The sequence below is a fragment of the Asinibacterium sp. OR53 genome, from assembly GCF_000515315.1.
Taxonomy (GTDB): domain Bacteria; phylum Bacteroidota; class Bacteroidia; order Chitinophagales; family Chitinophagaceae; genus Sediminibacterium.
Genome location: NZ_KI911562.1, coordinates 3,138,003 through 3,153,739 on the forward strand (window position 1 = coordinate 3,138,003; position 15,737 = coordinate 3,153,739).

The 15,737-nt window shown below is 40.8% G+C and carries 17 protein-coding genes; 9 read left to right on the forward strand and 8 right to left on the reverse strand.

The features are described from left to right. The first annotated feature begins 26 nt into the window (after positions 1-26). The 9 genes from SEDOR53_RS0113910 to SEDOR53_RS0113950 all read left to right on the forward strand — a co-directional run bounded on the left by SEDOR53_RS0113910 (position 27) and on the right by SEDOR53_RS0113950 (position 9,531). Positions 27-605, forward strand: a complete 579-nt coding sequence (locus tag SEDOR53_RS0113910; protein WP_026770268.1) for a YceI family protein — start codon at positions 27-29, stop codon at positions 603-605. 65 nt (positions 606-670) lie between these two features. Then, positions 671-1,603, forward strand: coding sequence for an NAD-dependent epimerase/dehydratase family protein (locus SEDOR53_RS0113915; protein WP_026770269.1), 933 nt, complete (start codon positions 671-673; stop codon positions 1,601-1,603). Positions 1,604-1,613: 10 nt separating this feature from the next. Next, complete coding sequence (locus SEDOR53_RS0113920) at positions 1,614-3,080, forward strand: MFS transporter (protein ID WP_026770270.1); 1,467 nt, start codon at positions 1,614-1,616, stop codon at positions 3,078-3,080. Between the two features lie 23 nt (positions 3,081-3,103). Continuing rightward, positions 3,104-4,369: a M20 family metallopeptidase gene (locus SEDOR53_RS0113925; RefSeq protein ID WP_051347881.1), complete on the forward strand. Its 1,266-nt coding sequence runs from the start codon at positions 3,104-3,106 to the stop codon at positions 4,367-4,369. Between the two features lie 14 nt (positions 4,370-4,383). After that, complete coding sequence (locus SEDOR53_RS0113930) at positions 4,384-5,022, forward strand: trimeric intracellular cation channel family protein (protein ID WP_026770272.1); 639 nt, start codon at positions 4,384-4,386, stop codon at positions 5,020-5,022. An 11-nt stretch (positions 5,023-5,033) separates the two neighbouring features. Then, positions 5,034-7,073: a copper-translocating P-type ATPase gene (locus SEDOR53_RS0113935; RefSeq protein WP_026770273.1), complete on the forward strand. Its 2,040-nt coding sequence runs from the start codon at positions 5,034-5,036 to the stop codon at positions 7,071-7,073. Positions 7,074-7,349: 276 nt separating this feature from the next. Then, positions 7,350-7,898 (forward strand): Crp/Fnr family transcriptional regulator, encoded by a 549-nt coding sequence (locus SEDOR53_RS0113940; RefSeq protein ID WP_198018960.1) that lies wholly within the window; start codon positions 7,350-7,352, stop codon positions 7,896-7,898. A 45-nt stretch (positions 7,899-7,943) separates the two neighbouring features. Then, the gene (locus tag SEDOR53_RS0113945; protein WP_026770275.1) at positions 7,944-8,711 is read left to right on the forward strand and encodes a hypothetical protein; all 768 of its coding nucleotides are present in this window, start codon (positions 7,944-7,946) and stop codon (positions 8,709-8,711) included. 7 nt (positions 8,712-8,718) lie between these two features. Beyond that, positions 8,719-9,531 carry an SDR family oxidoreductase gene (locus tag SEDOR53_RS0113950; RefSeq protein ID WP_026770276.1) on the forward strand — a complete coding sequence of 271 codons (813 nt, stop codon included), beginning with the start codon at positions 8,719-8,721 and terminating at the stop codon, positions 9,529-9,531. On the opposite strand, the gene idi is transcribed toward SEDOR53_RS0113950, so the two are convergent. The 8 genes from idi to SEDOR53_RS0113995 form a co-directional block, all read right to left on the reverse strand. Continuing rightward, positions 9,519-10,049: an isopentenyl-diphosphate Delta-isomerase gene (idi, locus tag SEDOR53_RS0113955; protein WP_026770277.1), complete on the reverse strand. Its 531-nt coding sequence runs from the start codon at positions 10,047-10,049 to the stop codon at positions 9,519-9,521. The genes SEDOR53_RS0113950 and idi overlap by 13 nt on opposite strands. A gap of 37 nt (positions 10,050-10,086) precedes the next feature. Further along, on the reverse strand, positions 10,087-10,788 hold the full coding sequence (locus tag SEDOR53_RS0113960; protein ID WP_026770278.1) for a lycopene cyclase domain-containing protein: 702 nt from the start codon (positions 10,786-10,788) through the stop codon (positions 10,087-10,089). Then, positions 10,788-11,243: a sterol desaturase family protein gene (locus SEDOR53_RS0113965; RefSeq protein WP_026770279.1), complete on the reverse strand. Its 456-nt coding sequence runs from the start codon at positions 11,241-11,243 to the stop codon at positions 10,788-10,790. The genes SEDOR53_RS0113960 and SEDOR53_RS0113965 overlap by 1 nt, the downstream gene beginning before the upstream one ends. Before the next feature lie 72 nt (positions 11,244-11,315). Further along, positions 11,316-12,436, reverse strand: a protein-coding gene (locus SEDOR53_RS0113970) for an IS3 family transposase (protein WP_369751278.1) whose coding sequence is annotated in 2 segments (ribosomal slippage) — positions 11,316-12,175 and positions 12,175-12,436 — 1,122 coding nt in all. Because the reading frame shifts where the segments join, the coding sequence is not laid out codon by codon here. A 63-nt stretch (positions 12,437-12,499) separates the two neighbouring features. Beyond that, on the reverse strand, positions 12,500-12,946 hold the full coding sequence (locus tag SEDOR53_RS0113980; RefSeq protein WP_026770280.1) for an SRPBCC family protein: 447 nt from the start codon (positions 12,944-12,946) through the stop codon (positions 12,500-12,502). Positions 12,947-12,949: 3 nt separating this feature from the next. Further along, positions 12,950-13,411: a hypothetical protein gene (locus SEDOR53_RS0113985; RefSeq protein ID WP_026770281.1), complete on the reverse strand. Its 462-nt coding sequence runs from the start codon at positions 13,409-13,411 to the stop codon at positions 12,950-12,952. Next, a complete protein-coding gene (locus SEDOR53_RS0113990) occupies positions 13,408-14,244 on the reverse strand; it encodes a phytoene/squalene synthase family protein (protein WP_026770282.1) in 837 nt (278 codons plus the stop codon). The genes SEDOR53_RS0113985 and SEDOR53_RS0113990 overlap by 4 nt, the downstream gene beginning before the upstream one ends. Further along, positions 14,241-15,737: an NAD(P)/FAD-dependent oxidoreductase gene (locus SEDOR53_RS0113995; protein ID WP_037327089.1), complete on the reverse strand. Its 1,497-nt coding sequence runs from the start codon at positions 15,735-15,737 to the stop codon at positions 14,241-14,243. Before SEDOR53_RS0113995 ends, SEDOR53_RS0113990 begins: the two co-directional genes overlap by 4 nt.

Consider the following 15,737-nt stretch of genomic DNA (forward strand, 5'->3'; position numbering starts at 1 on the left):
ATAACGCATTATTAAGATTACAAATCATGAAAAAAGTATTATTTCTTCTGACCACCCTCCTTTCATCGAATCTTTTATTTTCTCAAACCACTACATGGAAAGATGATCCCTGGCATTCCAAACTAACCTTCACCGTTACACACCAGGGGTTTTCTTCTATTTTTGGGTTGTTTCAAAAATTTGACGTAACCATCAGCGCATCAAAACCTGATTTCAGCGATGCCGTTTTTACACTTTCTGCTGATGTGGCATCTATAAATACTGAGGTGAAAATGAGGGATGACGATTTAAGGAGCCCCCATTTTTTTGATGCGATCAAATATCCTGCTATGACCTTCAAATCAACTTCGATTATTAATACAACAGGTATGAAGGACAGGTTTAAGATTACTGGCAACCTGACTCTGCATGGTGTTACTAAAACCGTTACAATGGAGCTGTGGTACAGGGGAACGCATGAAGATCCTATGTCTAAAAAAACAAAGGCGGGATTCCAGCTCACAGGAGTGATAAACCGAAGCGATTTCAATGTTGGTCCTGCTACTCCTTTTGACATCAGCAATGATGTAATGATAAAAGCGGACGGGGAATTCATCAAACAGTAATACTGTATCGTAGCAATTATGGGTTATATTTTATAAAAATTGCTCAATAATTCACCTCAAAAAATATGCAAACAATAATCGGTTCCGGCGGCACAATTGGCTATCCCTTAGCAAGAGAATTGAAAAAATACACGAATCAAATCAGGCTTGTAAGCCGGAACCCTAAAAAAGTAAATGACACAGACGAACTCTTTCCGCTCGATGTAAAGAACCTGGAAAAAATCAGCGATGCAATATCAGGAAGCGAGGTTGTATATGTAACCATCGGGTTTAATTACAACTTAAAAGTCTGGAAGGATACATGGCCCCCTTTTTTGCAGGCTGTTATCAATGCCTGCAAAACCCATAATGCCAGGCTGGTATTCTTTGATAATGTATACATGTATGCAAAATCAGCGATCCCCTATATGACAGAAGACGCTCCATTGGATCCTCCGAGCAAAAAAGGAATGGTAAGGAAACAGCTACATGAAATGATTATGAGCGAAGTTGAAAAAGGCCATCTTACAGCCCTTATTGCAAGGTCTGCAGATTTTTATGGTCCTGACACTAATAAAAGCGTGCTGGCAGAAACGGCTGTTAAAAACCTGCTTAAAGGGAAGAAAGCACTGGCGTTTGGAAATATAAACAAAATCCACACGTATACTTTTACACCAGATGCCGGCAAGGCAACAGCATTGCTTGGAAACACGCCCGATGCTTACAACCAGGTATGGCATGTTCCTACTACAAAAGAAAAACTGACCACAAAGCAATGGATTGAGCTGATCGCAAATAACCTGGGTGTACCGCCAAGGATTCAAAAGGTTCCAACGTGGATGCTGTTCATTATGGGAGTATTCATTCCTGAGTTGAAAGAATTTCCGGAAATGATGTATCAAAATGAATCGGACTACATTTTTGACAGCAGCAAGTTTGAAAAGAAGTTTGGCATTGTAGCTACTCCACCCGAAGAGGGGGTGAAAATAATGGTCGATTATTTAGTAAAAACAAAATAATATTATTGCAATGACGCCATCCGATATACCCGCTGTTGGCACCAATTACCGTGGAACAGACAAACTTATTACAGGGATTGTATTGGCTGTCATCACTTTCTGGCTTTTTGCTCAAACAACTTTAAACATTGCGCCGGCAATGAGTGCAGATCTGAAAATCAGCCAGAACCTGAACAATATTGCAGTTAGTATTACCGCTTTGTTTTCCGGAATTTTCATCGTAATTGCCGGAGGATTGGCTGACCGGATAGGAAGGATGAAGATGACTTACATAGGTCTGGGATTGAGTATTACGGGGTCATTTCTGATCGTTATTTCTCCATCCGGCACAGCTGTTTTTTTACTGGCCGGACGTATTTTGCAGGGACTTTCAGCAGCTTGCATTATGCCCTCAACCCTGGCATTGATGCAGGCTTATTTCGATGGCAAAGAGCGGCAGCGAGCCCTTAGTTTTTGGTCTATCGGTTCCTGGGGCGGATCGGGGCTTAGCTCATTATTCGGTGGGTTGATCGCTTCTACCGTTGGTTGGCGCTGGATTTTCATCTTATCCATCATTGTGGCTATTGTAAGTTATTTATTGTTGCGAGGTACCCCGGAAAGCAAGGTACAGCAGACCCAGGATAAGAGAACCTTTGACTGGACAGGCCTCATTGCTTTTGTTATAGCCATGGTAGCATTAAACATTGTTATTGGACAGGGCGCTGGTCTTGGATGGTTAAGCCCTGCTGTATTAACGGGAACTGCCATCTTCATTGTTGCTGCCATTGCTTTTTTCAGGATTGAAACCAGGGGCAAAAACAGCTTTATCGACCTGGCACTCTTTAATAACAAAACATTTTCGGGGGCTACACTATCTAACTTTCTGCTCAACGGAGCGGCCGGGACACAGCTTGTTTCATTAGCGCTGGTACAAGAAGAAGCTGGCCTGTCATCTCTTCAATCCGGGCTAATGACTGCCGGATATTTAGTAGCCATACTCAGCACCATTCGGGTGGGAGAAAAATTACTTCAAAAAATGGGGCCAAGAAAGCCAATGTTACTTGGCTGTTTCATAACCGGTATAGGTATTTTACTGACCTGCTTTACTTTTCTGTTGGCGAAAGAGTATATTATTGTTGCGTTCATTGGGTTCACACTGTTCGGGATTGGACTCGGCTTTTATGCCACTCCCTCTACTGATGCAGCAGTGAGTAATGTTCCTGGTAATAAAGCCGGGTCGGCTTCAGGTATCTATAAAATGGCGTCATCACTGGGGGCAGCTTTTGGTGTTGCCATTTCTGCCGCCATCTTTTACGGAATTAGCAAGACAAATGGTACTGCGCCGATGGCAGATATTTTCCTGGGAAGGACTGATAATATATATGTACGATATGCGGCTGCTGTGGGACTGCTGTTCAACGTTTTTATGGTTGTTGTAGCCATTATCGCCATTTTGATTACAGTCCCGAAGTCCCCAATAAAAACAATGATTAAATAAACACCGTTTAAACACAAAGAACTATGGAAATTGCTCAAATAAAATCCTTTAATGATAAAATGGATAGCTTCATTGATCAACTGCTCCCGGAACTGGAAGAAATATATAAAGATATCCATCGAAATCCGGAATTATCCATGCAGGAGTTCCGGACAGCTAAAATCGCTGCGGACTATTTAACCAAATATCAATTCGAAGTTTCAACGGGCATAGGGATAACCGGTGTGGTAGGTCTTATGAAGAATGGAGACGGTCCCACTGTGATGCTTCGTGCCGATATGGATGCACTGCCTGTTGCAGAAGCTACCGGGCTGCCCTATGCCAGTACCAAAGTAGCAAGAGATGAAGAAGGAACAGAGGTTGGTGTGTCGCACGTATGCGGACATGATTTGCATGTAGCCTGGCTGATGGGAGCGGCAAGATTGTTTTCAGAGCACAAGGATCAATGGAAGGGAACCTTAATGATCGTTTTTCAACCTGGCGAAGAAGTAAGTCGCGGTGCGCAAAGTATGATAGATGATGGCATGATGGACCGTTTTCCCAAGCCGGATATCATCCTCGGGCAACATGTGATGGTTGGCGAAGCCGGCACCGTCATGTATCGCAGTGGCGCTATACTATCAGCAGGCAACAGTCTTAAAGTTAAAATTTTTGGCCGTGGCGCACATGGTTCACAACCACAGACATCCATTGATCCGGTGATCATGGCAGCGGCAGCTACTATGCGGCTGCAAACCATTGTTTCACGTGAGATAGCGCCAATAGAAAATGCGGTGCTGACCATCGGGGCGTTACAGGCTGGTACCAAGGAAAACATTATTCCAGATGATGCGACAATAAAATTGAATATCCGCACTTTTGATGATGGCGTCCGGGATCACATACTTTCGGCAGTTAAACGGATCTGCTGCGCAGAATGTTCCGCATCCAATGCACCAAGAGACCCTGAATTTACAGACATAGACAGCTATCCGGTTACAGAGAATGATGCCGCCGCTACAGCGAAACTAGCGGAAGCATTCAATGTCCGGTTTGGAGACAAATCATTTGAAACCAAACCGGCTTCTGCCAGTGAAGACTTCAGCATTTTTGGAAGAAATTGGAAAGTGCCGTATGTTTTCTGGTTCGTTGGCGGAACAGATCCTAAAATATACCTGGAGGCCAAAAAGAATAATAAGATAAACACCATACCCAGCAACCATTCGCCTAAATTTGCTCCGGTAATCCACCCTACTTTAAAAACGGGTTTGGCGGCCATGATGACGGCTGCTGTAGCCTGGTTAAAATAGACAGCCGCCCTACAATGGAAAAACTACATGCACTCTATACGTTTCTTGATCTGGCAGGCACATTTGTTTTTGCCATAAGCGGTGCGGTGGCGGCAAAACAACGCGGGCTGGATATGTTCGGCATTTGTGCCATTGCTTTTACAGTGGCCTGCGGTGGTGGAATCATCCGCGATCTGTGCATCGGGGCCATCCCACCTGCCGGATTCACGAACTGGCGTTATCTTGTAGCGGCAATAATATCTACCGGAATGACCATCGGTTTATATCCCCTGGTGCAGCGGCTCAATCACCCGGTGATATTTTTCGATGCCCTGGGCTTATCGTTGTTTGCAGTCACCGGCGCACAAAAAACTCTTGCTTATGGGCACAACTCGGAAGTTGCTGTTCTTTTGGGAATCACAACGGCCGTTGGTGGCGGAGTGATGCGGGATATTTTACTCAACCGCGTTCCCATTATACTGGAAAAAGAAATTTATGCATCAGCCGCACTTGTAGGAGCTTTGATTGTGGTTGCGGGAAATTACTTTAAATGGTTTTCAAGCGACTGGGTCTCCATCATCGCTTTAATCGTATGTTTCGTTTTACGTTTATTGGCATTACGCTACCGATGGAACCTGCCCGTTTATTCAAATGATAAGACCGGCTCAAACTAAAGAAAGAACATATGGAAAGCCAGCACCACGATCATCACCATGACCATGCTGCTATGCAAATGCAGGAGCATGTTCACCACAAACAACAGGATGTACATAGTGACCATGATGAACATGCCGGTCACCATACGGCAGATTTTCTAAAACGTTTCTGGTTATGCCTGGTGATTACCATACCTGTTTTATTGTTATCTCAGATGATACAGCTGTGGATGGGGTTTACATTATCATTTACGGGTGATAAATATCTACTGCTGGCATTGAGTAGCTTTATTTATGGTTATGGAGGCCGGCCTTTTCTTATAGGCTTAGTGAGAGAGCTGAAACAGCATAATCCTGGCATGATGACTTTGGTGGCAGTAGCCATTACCACTGCCTATGTGTATAGCGTAGCCGTAATATTCGGCCTGAGAGGAATGGATTTCTTTTGGGAATTGGCCACCCTGATCGACATTATGTTACTTGGCCACTGGCTGGAAATGAAATCACAGATGGCTGCTTCCCGGGCGCTGGAATCACTGGTGGCTTTATTGCCGGCAATGGTGCATGTAGAGCGGCAAGGTGAAATAAGGGATATCCCGCTGCAAAAATTGCAGAACAATGATATCGTTGTTATAAAACCCGGTGAAAAGGTTCCGGCTGACGGCCTGGTTCTGGAAGGCAGTTCTTATCTCAATGAAAGCATGCTTACAGGCGAAAGTGTTCCGGTGAAAAAAAACAAAGACGCGAAGATAATCGGCGGCTCCATAAATGGTGACGGCGTTCTGAAAATAAGGGTCACTGGTACGGGGAGTGACAGTTACCTCAATAAGGTAATCAACATAGTGCAATCTGCACAGGGCGCCAAATCCAAAACACAGAGCCTCGCAGGCAAAGTAGCCAGGTGGTTAACCATCGTTTCCATTAGTGTAGGCATTATTACTTTCATCGTTTGGTTAAGCAGAGGCCAGGAATTGTCTTTTGCGCTGGAACGAATGGTAACGGTCATGGTCACTTCCTGTCCGCATGCTTTGGGCGTGGCTATTCCCCTGGTAGTGTCTCTCTCTACCTCCCTTTCTGCCATACATGGATTGCTTATCCGTAACCGTACAGCTTTTGAGAACGCGCGAAACATCACTACCATTATTTTTGATAAGACGGGCACACTAACCCAAGGTTCCCATCAAGTGCAAAAAGTTATTCCGTTGACCACACTGTTTTCTGCAGACGATATGCTTCAATATGCGGCCGCCCTTCAGCAAAATTCAGAACACCATATCGCACATGGTATCATGCAAAAATTAAAGGAAAAGGACCTGGAGTTATGGAGGGCCACGGATTTTAAGTATATACAGGGAGTGGGTGTTACCGGCATGGTAAATGGGAAAAGCATCGTGTCTGCAGGTCCTAATTATTTTAAACAGGAAAACAGGGAGATGCCGGACATACCTGCGGAAGTTGACCAATCGACAGACACTGTGAACTTTCTATTGATAGATAATAAGCCGGCCGGCATTATTACGTTAGCAGACAGTATCCGGGAAACCGCTGCGGAGGCGATTGCAGATTTAAAAGCGATGAATATAAAATCATTTCTTTTAACCGGCGATAATGAAAAAGTAGCGTCAGCTGTGGCAAAAAAGCTTAAAATGGATGGTTATTTGGCCAATGTATTGCCACACGAAAAACAAAGCAAGGTTAAGGAGCTCCAGGATAAAGGAGAAATCGTTGCCATGACCGGAGACGGTGTAAACGATGCTCCTGCCCTGGCCCAGGCAGATGTGGGCATTGCCATTGGTTCCGGCACAGATGTAGCAGCAGAAACAGCCGATATCATACTGGTAAACAGTGACCCGAAAGATGTAGTGCAGTTGATTGCTTTTGGCAGGGCAACCTACCGGAAAATGATCCAAAACTTACTATGGGCAATGGGATACAATGTAGTGGCCATTCCACTGGCGGCTGGCGTATTATATCCGTCATTTGTATTAAGCCCGGCATTGGGCGCCATTTTGATGAGCGCGAGCACAATAGTAGTAGCCATCAATGCCCAGTTGCTAAGAGTGAAATGACCCTTACGGCGTATTATGCATAACAGCTACATCCATTATAGTTTTAAATAAAACATCTTTGTATATTAAAAATGAGAAACAACTGATGATAAAAATCAATAGCAATCACTCATTTTCATTGGACAATGTGCTATTCTCCTTTGCACTGGCATCCGAAGCAACTGATGCTTTTGAACGATATATAGTACACATTGCTAAACTTATGTATTTATCTTCGTTGTATACATAAAAAAGCCTTAGACCTAAATGGAGCAAATCAGGCAAACAATAAGACAAATGATTGAAATTTCAGACAAGGAGTTTGAAAATTTCCTGAGTCGTTGTATCGTAAAAAAATTCAAACGCTATGAAGTGGTGAGCCGGCCTAACATTGTTCCCAACGAGATTTTTTTTGTCAACAAAGGGTTGATCCGGGTTATTGTAACAGACAAAGATGGCACAGAACATTCTTTGCATTTCGCTTTGGAGAATCAATTTATTGCCGACTATTCTGCTTTCATGTTAAAACAACCTTCGCTGTATACATTGCAAACCGAAGAAGAAACGGAAACAGTTGTAATGCCCAGGGCAGCGATTGAATGGGGATACAAAAATTTAAACCAAGGCGATAAGTTAGGCAGATTAATTGCCGAGTTTTATTTTGTTTATCAGGATAATCGATTGAAAAATCTTTATACCAGAACCCCAAAGGAACGTTATGACACCATCACAGAGGTTTTTCCAAACATACACGACCGTGTACCACAACATATGATTGCCTCTTACCTTGGCATTACGCCAATTCATTTGAGCAGGTTGAAAAAAGCAAGCATCAAAAAAATCTAAACATTTGTTATCGCTTAAAAGTTGCGCTTCAAATAGTTTTGCTTAATGAGCATATTTATAGAAGCACTAAAAGACAGAAACCAATCGCTGTTTTGGTTTGCGATAATAAATCTTGGGATGGCAGCCTTATTTTTTATCCTCGCGAAGAAAACCTCTACACAAGTGGCAGGCATCAATGCATGGTATAAGCCATTCAAGTTTGCTTTGTCCATAGGCGTGTATGTAGCAACAATGGCCTGGTATTGCTACTACCTTCCGTCGTTCAACATCAGGCTTTTCAACTGGGCAAATATTTTTCTTTTTAGTTTTGAAATTATTTATATCACCATTCAAGCAGCAAGAGGGCAAGAGTCTCACTTTAATTTAGCAACACCTTTTTATAGATTGATGTTTGGAGGAATGGCAATTGCAGCAATTGCCATTACCGTTTACGCCGCTTATGTAGGGAAAGTTTTTCTCCAAACAGATTTCCCCAATCTCCCCGATTACTATATATGGGCCATTAGGCTAAGTATCATAATTTTTGTCATTTTTTCTTTCCAGGGTTTAATGATGGGCGGCAGACAAACACATAGTATCGGAAAAGAAGTCCAAAATACGTTTCTGCCGGTCTTCAAATGGAACATGAAAGAAGGTGACTTACGGGTTGCTCATTTCATCGGAATCCATGCGCTGCAAATACTTCCTCTGCTTTCATTTTATGTTTTTAAAACCAAAAAAGCAGTTTTTGCACTAAGCGGATTTTACCTGCTGTTTGCCGTGTTTGTTCTTGTTCAGGCATTGCAGGCCAAGCCATTTATTAAGTCAAAATAAAAACATCATGAAACTATCAACTAAAGAGCAAAAGAGATTGAAAACCAAATACGGAGATTGGGCTATTGTTACAGGTGCTACATCGGGAATTGGCCTGGAGTTAGCAACACAATTAGCAAATGCAGATTTTAATCTCATCCTCAACTCCAGGCATTTAGAAAAATTAAAGTCAGTCCAATATAATTTAAAGCTCAAAAATAATATTCAAATAAAAATTGTTGACGCAGATGTATCAGAGCCATCAGGCGTTGAAAAAATTATTCAGGCTTCACAAAACCTTAATGTTGGCCTGCTCATAAACAATGCTGGTTATGGCACCTCAGGATTGTTTGTCGACGCTTCGCTTCATTCAGAAATAAATATGCTTCGATTGAATTGCGAAGCAGTGCTTTCATTTACACACTATTTTAGCCAAAAGTTCAAACAACAACAACGTGGTGGAATTATTTTTTTGAGCTCTTTGGTTGCATTTCAAGGAGTACCTTATGCAGCCAATTACGCCGCTACGAAAGCCTACATACAATCATTTGCCGAAGCCTTATCAGTAGAACTAAAACCTTTCAATGTTGATGTGCTGGCAGCAGCACCAGGACCTGTCGAAAGCGGTTTTGGTCAACGAGCTGATATGAAAATGAGTAAAGCATTAAAACCATCCGAAATCGGAGTCCCCATTTTATCAGCACTGGGAAAACAAAGAAATGTTATTCCAGGGATGCTTTCAAAAGTATTGGTGTATTCATTGAGAATCCTTCCCAGATCTGTAAAAATAAAAATCATGCAAACGGTGATGGAAGGATTTACAAAACATCAGAGAGAATAAACTGCAGAAATATTATCCCATATTTTTGCAACAATCTCTCTGAACCAACAAGTAAATTGTTCAGGATGGTCTTCAATTTCAGCCCTTAAGTCTGTCCTGGAAATCCATTTAAAATCCTGCACTTCCATAACATTAGGTTTGGGCTGCAAATCTGAATAACCAATAAAGACATGATCAAACTCATGTTCAATCAAGTTATTTTCAACATTTGATCTGTAAACGAAAGAAAATAAAAACTCCAGTTCACAGTCTAGCCCCATTTCAAATATTAATCGTTCTCTGGCACTTTGTTTCACATCTTCACCTAACCGGGGATGCGAGCAACACGTATTGGTCCATAGGCCCGCTCCGTGGTATTTCTGATTGCCTCTTTTTTGTAAAAGCATTTCACCCTTGGTATTAAATATAAGAATTGAAAAAGCCCTATGAAGTGCTCCCTTTAAATGAGCTTCTATTTTGTCCATTTCGCCAATAGCATGGTCTTGACGATTTACTAATACAACATTATCCTTTTTCATCACTATATATATTGAATATTTTAAATAATTCAGCTGTTTAATTAGCGTGTTTGCAATTTTGCTTTTGAAAAAGTTTAAAAAAGTAAATATTCAGTAGAAACTGGCTGTAACCATAAACGACATCTTCAATCGGAATGGTTAAAATTCTAATCCCTAAAAAATCACCCGGATTGTAATTAACAACAGGTGATTCAATACAGGTGCCCGTTAATACGCCATTCACAGGAATAAATCCCAGTAGTAAAACAAAAAAAACAAATGACGCCTGCCCTATCCATTCTTTTTTAGCTATAAAATGCAGAAAAATAAGCACACACAGCGTTACCAGCGCCGTAATCAATGTGTATGTTTTCTGATAATGCAAAAGGGCGATAACCACCAGTACAATAGAACTTGTAAATACAATTAAGTTGTTTAATGAGTTCGCCCAACCAAGATCAAAGAATTTTTCTAAGCAGAAATAGGTGAATACGCAAGCAAATGGAATACACCAAAAGAACAACCATTCTTCTAGTGGTAGTCCGGCAATTACTATGCCTAAAGTGTAATTCAAATCAAACCACCAGACGCCCATTTTAGTGAACCAAACATCCCATAAAATATAAAGAACAGCAACAATGGTGCTTGACAATAAAAAATTGCCAAAATATCTGTAGAACTGCACTCTTTTATCAAAAGATGCAACGAGACAAATAATGATAGTAAAGAAATCAACCAGTAAATATGTGTAAGATTGCATTATAGCTTTTTAGGGGTATATTTTTTAAAATATTTAAAATGTGCCCACAAAAAACCAAAGCATTCACCATCTTCTTTACCTAAATGTTTGTGATGTTGCTTATGCGCCCGCCTGATTGCCAACAAATAAGGATTCTGCGTATTGCTCAAAATCTTTGCTCTTTGATGTATAAAAATATCATGTACAAAAAAGTACGCCATTCCGTACAATGTGATGCCCAATCCAATGAAAAACAAATAGCTAAAATCATGCTTTATTCCGGCATATAGTAACGCAATGGCAGGAGTTGCGAAAATCACAAAAAACAAATCATTTCTTTCAAGAGCCCCCTTGTTACTATGGTCGTGATGGTCCCTGTGCAAGAACCACAGAAAGCCATGCATTACATATTTATGAATGAGCCAGGTAGCCCCTTCCATTGAAACAAAAACCAACAAGATGGTTAAAAAGTTCATTTTGATGAACCTATTTGGTTAAAAATTTTTTCTATAGTCCGAATGTCGGCTCCCCTTTATTTTTACCCACGCTTAGTTAGAGTTTTCTAAGATAAGGTTTTTTCGTTCTTCCATCATTTGCGCATACCTGATCGGTGAGAGATAACCTAACGATTTGTGTGGTCGTTCAGTGTTATAGTCGATCCTCCACTCTTCGGTCTGTTCTCTCACTTCTGACAAACGATAAAACAGGTAAGCATTCAATACTTCTCTTCTGATGCTTCCATTCTTCCTTTCTATGTATGCATTTTGTGTGGGTTTCCCCGGTTGAATAAATTGTATCGTAATCTGTCTTTGCTCATCATTGCACCACTCTTCCAGTTTGTGGCTGATAAACTCTGGGCCATTGTCGCAACGGATATTGGCAGGCTTGCCTCGCTGAACAATCAGTCTTTCCAGTACCCTGATCACCCTGAGTGCCGGAAGTGAGGTGTCAACCTCTATCGCCAGCGATTCACGGTTAAAATCATCCATCACATTGAACAATCGGAACCTTCTGCCATCTACGAGCGTGTCGGTCATAAAATCAATGCTCCATACCTGGTTAGGTGCTGTTGGAACGTTTAAGGGTTGCTTTATCCGCTCTGGGAGCCGTTTCTTGCCTCTGCGACGGATATTCAGCTTCATATCTGTGTATACCCGATAGATCCGTTTATGATTCCATTCATGCCCTTTATTCCAAAGACGATAGCAACACTGCCAAAATCCAATGGCAACATGTTTGGTTGTTAAAACCGTCAGTGCATCCTGAACTTCACTGTCATCCTTAGGTTTTGGTTGATACCGGTAGGTGTTGCGGGATATACCTGCCAGTTCGCACGCCTTACGGTTACTTAACTGCTCTTCTTCCATCAGATGATGAACAGTTTCCCGTTTCGCTTCAGGCGTTAAAACTTTTTTGCGATCAGGTTCTTCATTGCCCGGTTCTCCAGGCTTAACTCCGCCACGATCTTCTTGTACTCACTGATCTCAGCTTCCATCTGCTTCATTTTTACAACATCACTCACTTCCATGCCTCCATACTTAGCCTTCCAATTGTAAAACGTTGCTTCGCTGATACCCATCTCTCGGGCAATCTCTTTAACAGCAATTCCTGATTCCTGTTTCTTCATTGCAGATACAATCTGCGCTTCGGTAAATCTTCCTTTTTTCATGTGTTTCAAAGTTTAAAGTTAACAAGCTTTTGGTCGTTAACTCTAACCTCACATGGGTAACATTCAGGGGAAGCTTACACGAAAACGATAATCGAAAATATTTTCCAATTTATTCTTTATGAATAATCGATACGCTATGGCTGCAAAAACCCCTAAAGGCAACTCATAATCTACCGTATCTTTCATCAAGACACCTTTTTCGTTGGGTATAAATTCGTGAAAGTGACTCCAATATTTATACGGCCCCTTTTCCTGAAAATCGCTAAAACTTTTTTGAAAATTCACTTGCGTTATCCTGGTTTTCCATTTCATAGGAATTTTTAAAAGTGGAGACACCCTGTAGTCAATTTCCATTCCCTCATAAACAGGCTGATTACCTGTATCAGATAAAACTACAAAGTTCATTTCTTTAGGGGTAATTTTTGACAGATTATATGGCGATGAAAAGAACTGCCAAGCAGTTTCTATATCGCAATTTAATTGCTGTTCTTTATATAACTGGTACCGCATTATTTAATCTTTTAGAGCTTCATTTATATTTTTCAGTACGACTTTTGATGTAATTTCATTCCGATGCATTTTAAGAAACTCTTTATCTGTTTCGATGTTTGGATAGTAACCTAAAAAAAATGGTGCATTTTTTTTTATAGAGAACCTGATAAATCGAATCTCGACATTATTCGGTTCGTTTAAAACCGCTTTTTCAATATTCCTCCTTCCTTCTCTGAATGTATTGAGTTTGGCAATTGGATTAAACACATGCTTCGCCCATATTGCCTGCAAACCACCTAAATAAGCTAAATACAGCGGTTCACTTTTGACCGGTTTCAAATCTTCAATCATTTGTGCACACAAGTTTTTATTTGTAACCGCCTTGTAATAATTACTCCTTACATAATCCAAGCCGATCCCACTTAACAGCACGTTCATTTGAAGTGCTGCATTCCATATCAATATGCTCCAAAAACTCATCATAGAAAAGCCGCTTTATAGCGTAAATAACTTTTCAGGGCTACAAATGCTTTTTGAGAATTCGGGATGCGGATCCTGTTTTTTAGAATTTCCTGCGAACTCGTATTTTTAATTTTTCCAAACAAAGAGAGGTAATACTTATAAGCCAGGTAAACCCCAAACATCGATGAATTGGGAAGCTTTTTAATGCCGTTTAAAGCTTCTGTAAATTCTGTTTCAATTTCCTTTTCAATCTGACACTTTACAGCGTTATCAAATACAGAGATGTTTATGTTCGGGAAATAAGTACGACCCAAAATTTGATAATCATCTTTCAAATCCCTTAAAAAATTAACCTTCTGAAATGCCGAACCCAGCTTCATTGCATATGATTTTAGTTCTTCGTATTTCTCTTTGTTTCCTTCTGTAAATACCTGCAAACACATCAAACCAACTACTTCTGCAGAACCGTATATATACTCATTGTACAGGTCAGAATTATAATCCATTTTTTGCAGATCCATTTCCATACTGTGTAAAAACCGGTCAATCAGCTTTCTGTCTATTTGATATTTGTGAGCGGTTTCCTGAAAAGATTGCAAAATAGGGTTTAGCGAAATCCTTTCTTCTAAAGCAATATTGGTTTCAATTTTCAATCTATTCAATAATTTTTCTTTGTCATAACTGTGAAAGCTATCCACTATTTCATCTGCCAGCCTTACATATCCATAAATAGCATAAATGGCTGGACGGATAGAAGGTTTCAACGCCAGTATGCCAAATGAAAAACTGGTGCTATACTTTTTAGTAGCTATTTTGCTTACATCGTAAGACAATTCATCAAACAGTTTTTTCATATCTTTTGATAATTTAGACTATTCACTTCGTTTGCTACAATTTTTCCGGAGATGATGGAAGGAGGTACCCCGGGTCCGGGTACGGTTAGCTGGCCGGTATAAAACAAGTTGCTGATTTTCTTATTGCGGATTTTTGGTTTCAATACCGCTGTCTGACTTAAAACATTAGAAAGTCCGTAAGCGTTACCGCCATAAGCATTGTAATCCGAAATAAAATCACGCACGCAATAACTTCTCTTATATTCTATTTTAGAAACCAGGTCTGTTGTGCCTGTATGTTTTTCTATTCTTGAAAGCATTTCCTTCAAATATTTCTCTCTTGTTGTTTCATCGTCATCGATTCCTATAGCCAGGGGCATCAGCAAAAAAAGATTTTCCCCGCATTCAGGCGCTACGGTGGGGTCTGTTTTTGATGGGCAACAGCAATAAAACAGTGGGTTTTCAGGCCATTTTTTCTTTTCGTATATGCACCGGATGTGTTCATCCAGGTCGTTTTCAAAAAACAGCGTATGATGTTTTAGGTTAGGAATATTTTCTCCAAACCCCAAATAATAAATAAGGCTGGAAGGAGCAAAAACTTTCTTTCTCCAATATTTCTCATCATAATTTCTAAGCCTTTCAGGCAAAAGTGTTTCCGTATGATGATAATCGGAAGACGCAATTACAACATCAAATTCATGGTTGATACCATTAACCTGCAATGACTTAATTTTTCCATCCTCTATGTTTATCTTTTCAACATTTTGATTGAAATGAAATGTCACCCCTTGTTTCTCCGCAACATTTTGCATAGCCAAAGCCAATTGGTAATATCCCCCCATTGGATACCAGGTACCTAAAGCATAGCCCCCATAGTTCATGAAGCTGTATAAAGCAGGGATATTCTTAGGGGATGCCCCCAAAAAAATGACCGGGAACTCCATTAAAGACCTCAGTTTTGGGTTTGCAAAATATTTGGCTACATAAGCGCGAAAGCTGCTCAGCAAATCCAGTTTTAATGCACTACCTGCTATTTTAGGTGATAAAAATTCCCACCAATTGTGACAAGGCTTGTTTACAAATTCTTTCATGCTTACCTCATACTTGAATTTCGCCGATCGCATGAACTGGTCCAATTTGTTGCCAGAGCCGTACTCTAACTGCTCAAACAGATTCCTTAATGCTTCATATTTTTCAGGCACTTCAATATTCCCATCAGCGAAAACCATTTCAAACTGAGGGTTTAATGCCACCAGCTTATAGAAGTCTGAAGATTGATAACCGAAATCTGTAAAGAAACCTTCTATGATATCGGGCATCCAGTACCAACTCGGCCCCATATCGAAAACAAATCCATTCTCCGTAACAAACTGCCTTGCCCTACCCCCAGGTTGATGGTGTTTTTCGAAAACATGTACATCGTTACAGGCATTAGCTGCGTATGCCGCGGCTGACATTCCCGAAAACCCAGAACCGATGACGGCTATTTTCTTCTTTGGTATTGCACGTTTCAT

Bases quoted from the DNA above. Each gene is read 5' to 3' on its own strand.
- SEDOR53_RS0113910 (WP_026770268.1), top strand. From the start codon at position 27: ATGAAAAAAGTATTATTTCTTCTGACCACCCTCCTTTCATCGAATCTT.
- SEDOR53_RS0113915 (WP_026770269.1), top strand. From the start codon at position 671: ATGCAAACAATAATCGGTTCCGGCGGCACAATTGGCTATCCCTTAGCA.
- SEDOR53_RS0113920 (WP_026770270.1), top strand. From the start codon at position 1,614: ATGACGCCATCCGATATACCCGCTGTTGGCACCAATTACCGTGGAACA.
- SEDOR53_RS0113925 (WP_051347881.1), top strand. From the start codon at position 3,104: ATGGAAATTGCTCAAATAAAATCCTTTAATGATAAAATGGATAGCTTC.
- SEDOR53_RS0113930 (WP_026770272.1), top strand. From the start codon at position 4,384: ATGGAAAAACTACATGCACTCTATACGTTTCTTGATCTGGCAGGCACA.
- SEDOR53_RS0113935 (WP_026770273.1), top strand. From the start codon at position 5,034: ATGGAAAGCCAGCACCACGATCATCACCATGACCATGCTGCTATGCAA.
- SEDOR53_RS0113940 (WP_198018960.1), top strand. From the start codon at position 7,350: ATGATTGAAATTTCAGACAAGGAGTTTGAAAATTTCCTGAGTCGTTGT.
- SEDOR53_RS0113945 (WP_026770275.1), top strand. From the start codon at position 7,944: ATGAGCATATTTATAGAAGCACTAAAAGACAGAAACCAATCGCTGTTT.
- SEDOR53_RS0113950 (WP_026770276.1), top strand. From the start codon at position 8,719: ATGAAACTATCAACTAAAGAGCAAAAGAGATTGAAAACCAAATACGGA.
- idi (WP_026770277.1), bottom strand. From the start codon at position 10,049: ATGAAAAAGGATAATGTTGTATTAGTAAATCGTCAAGACCATGCTATT.
- SEDOR53_RS0113960 (WP_026770278.1), bottom strand. From the start codon at position 10,788: ATGCAATCTTACACATATTTACTGGTTGATTTCTTTACTATCATTATT.
- SEDOR53_RS0113965 (WP_026770279.1), bottom strand. From the start codon at position 11,243: ATGAACTTTTTAACCATCTTGTTGGTTTTTGTTTCAATGGAAGGGGCT.
- SEDOR53_RS0113980 (WP_026770280.1), bottom strand. From the start codon at position 12,946: ATGCGGTACCAGTTATATAAAGAACAGCAATTAAATTGCGATATAGAA.
- SEDOR53_RS0113985 (WP_026770281.1), bottom strand. From the start codon at position 13,411: ATGATGAGTTTTTGGAGCATATTGATATGGAATGCAGCACTTCAAATG.
- SEDOR53_RS0113990 (WP_026770282.1), bottom strand. From the start codon at position 14,244: ATGAAAAAACTGTTTGATGAATTGTCTTACGATGTAAGCAAAATAGCT.
- SEDOR53_RS0113995 (WP_037327089.1), bottom strand. From the start codon at position 15,737: ATGAAACGTGCAATACCAAAGAAGAAAATAGCCGTCATCGGTTCTGGG.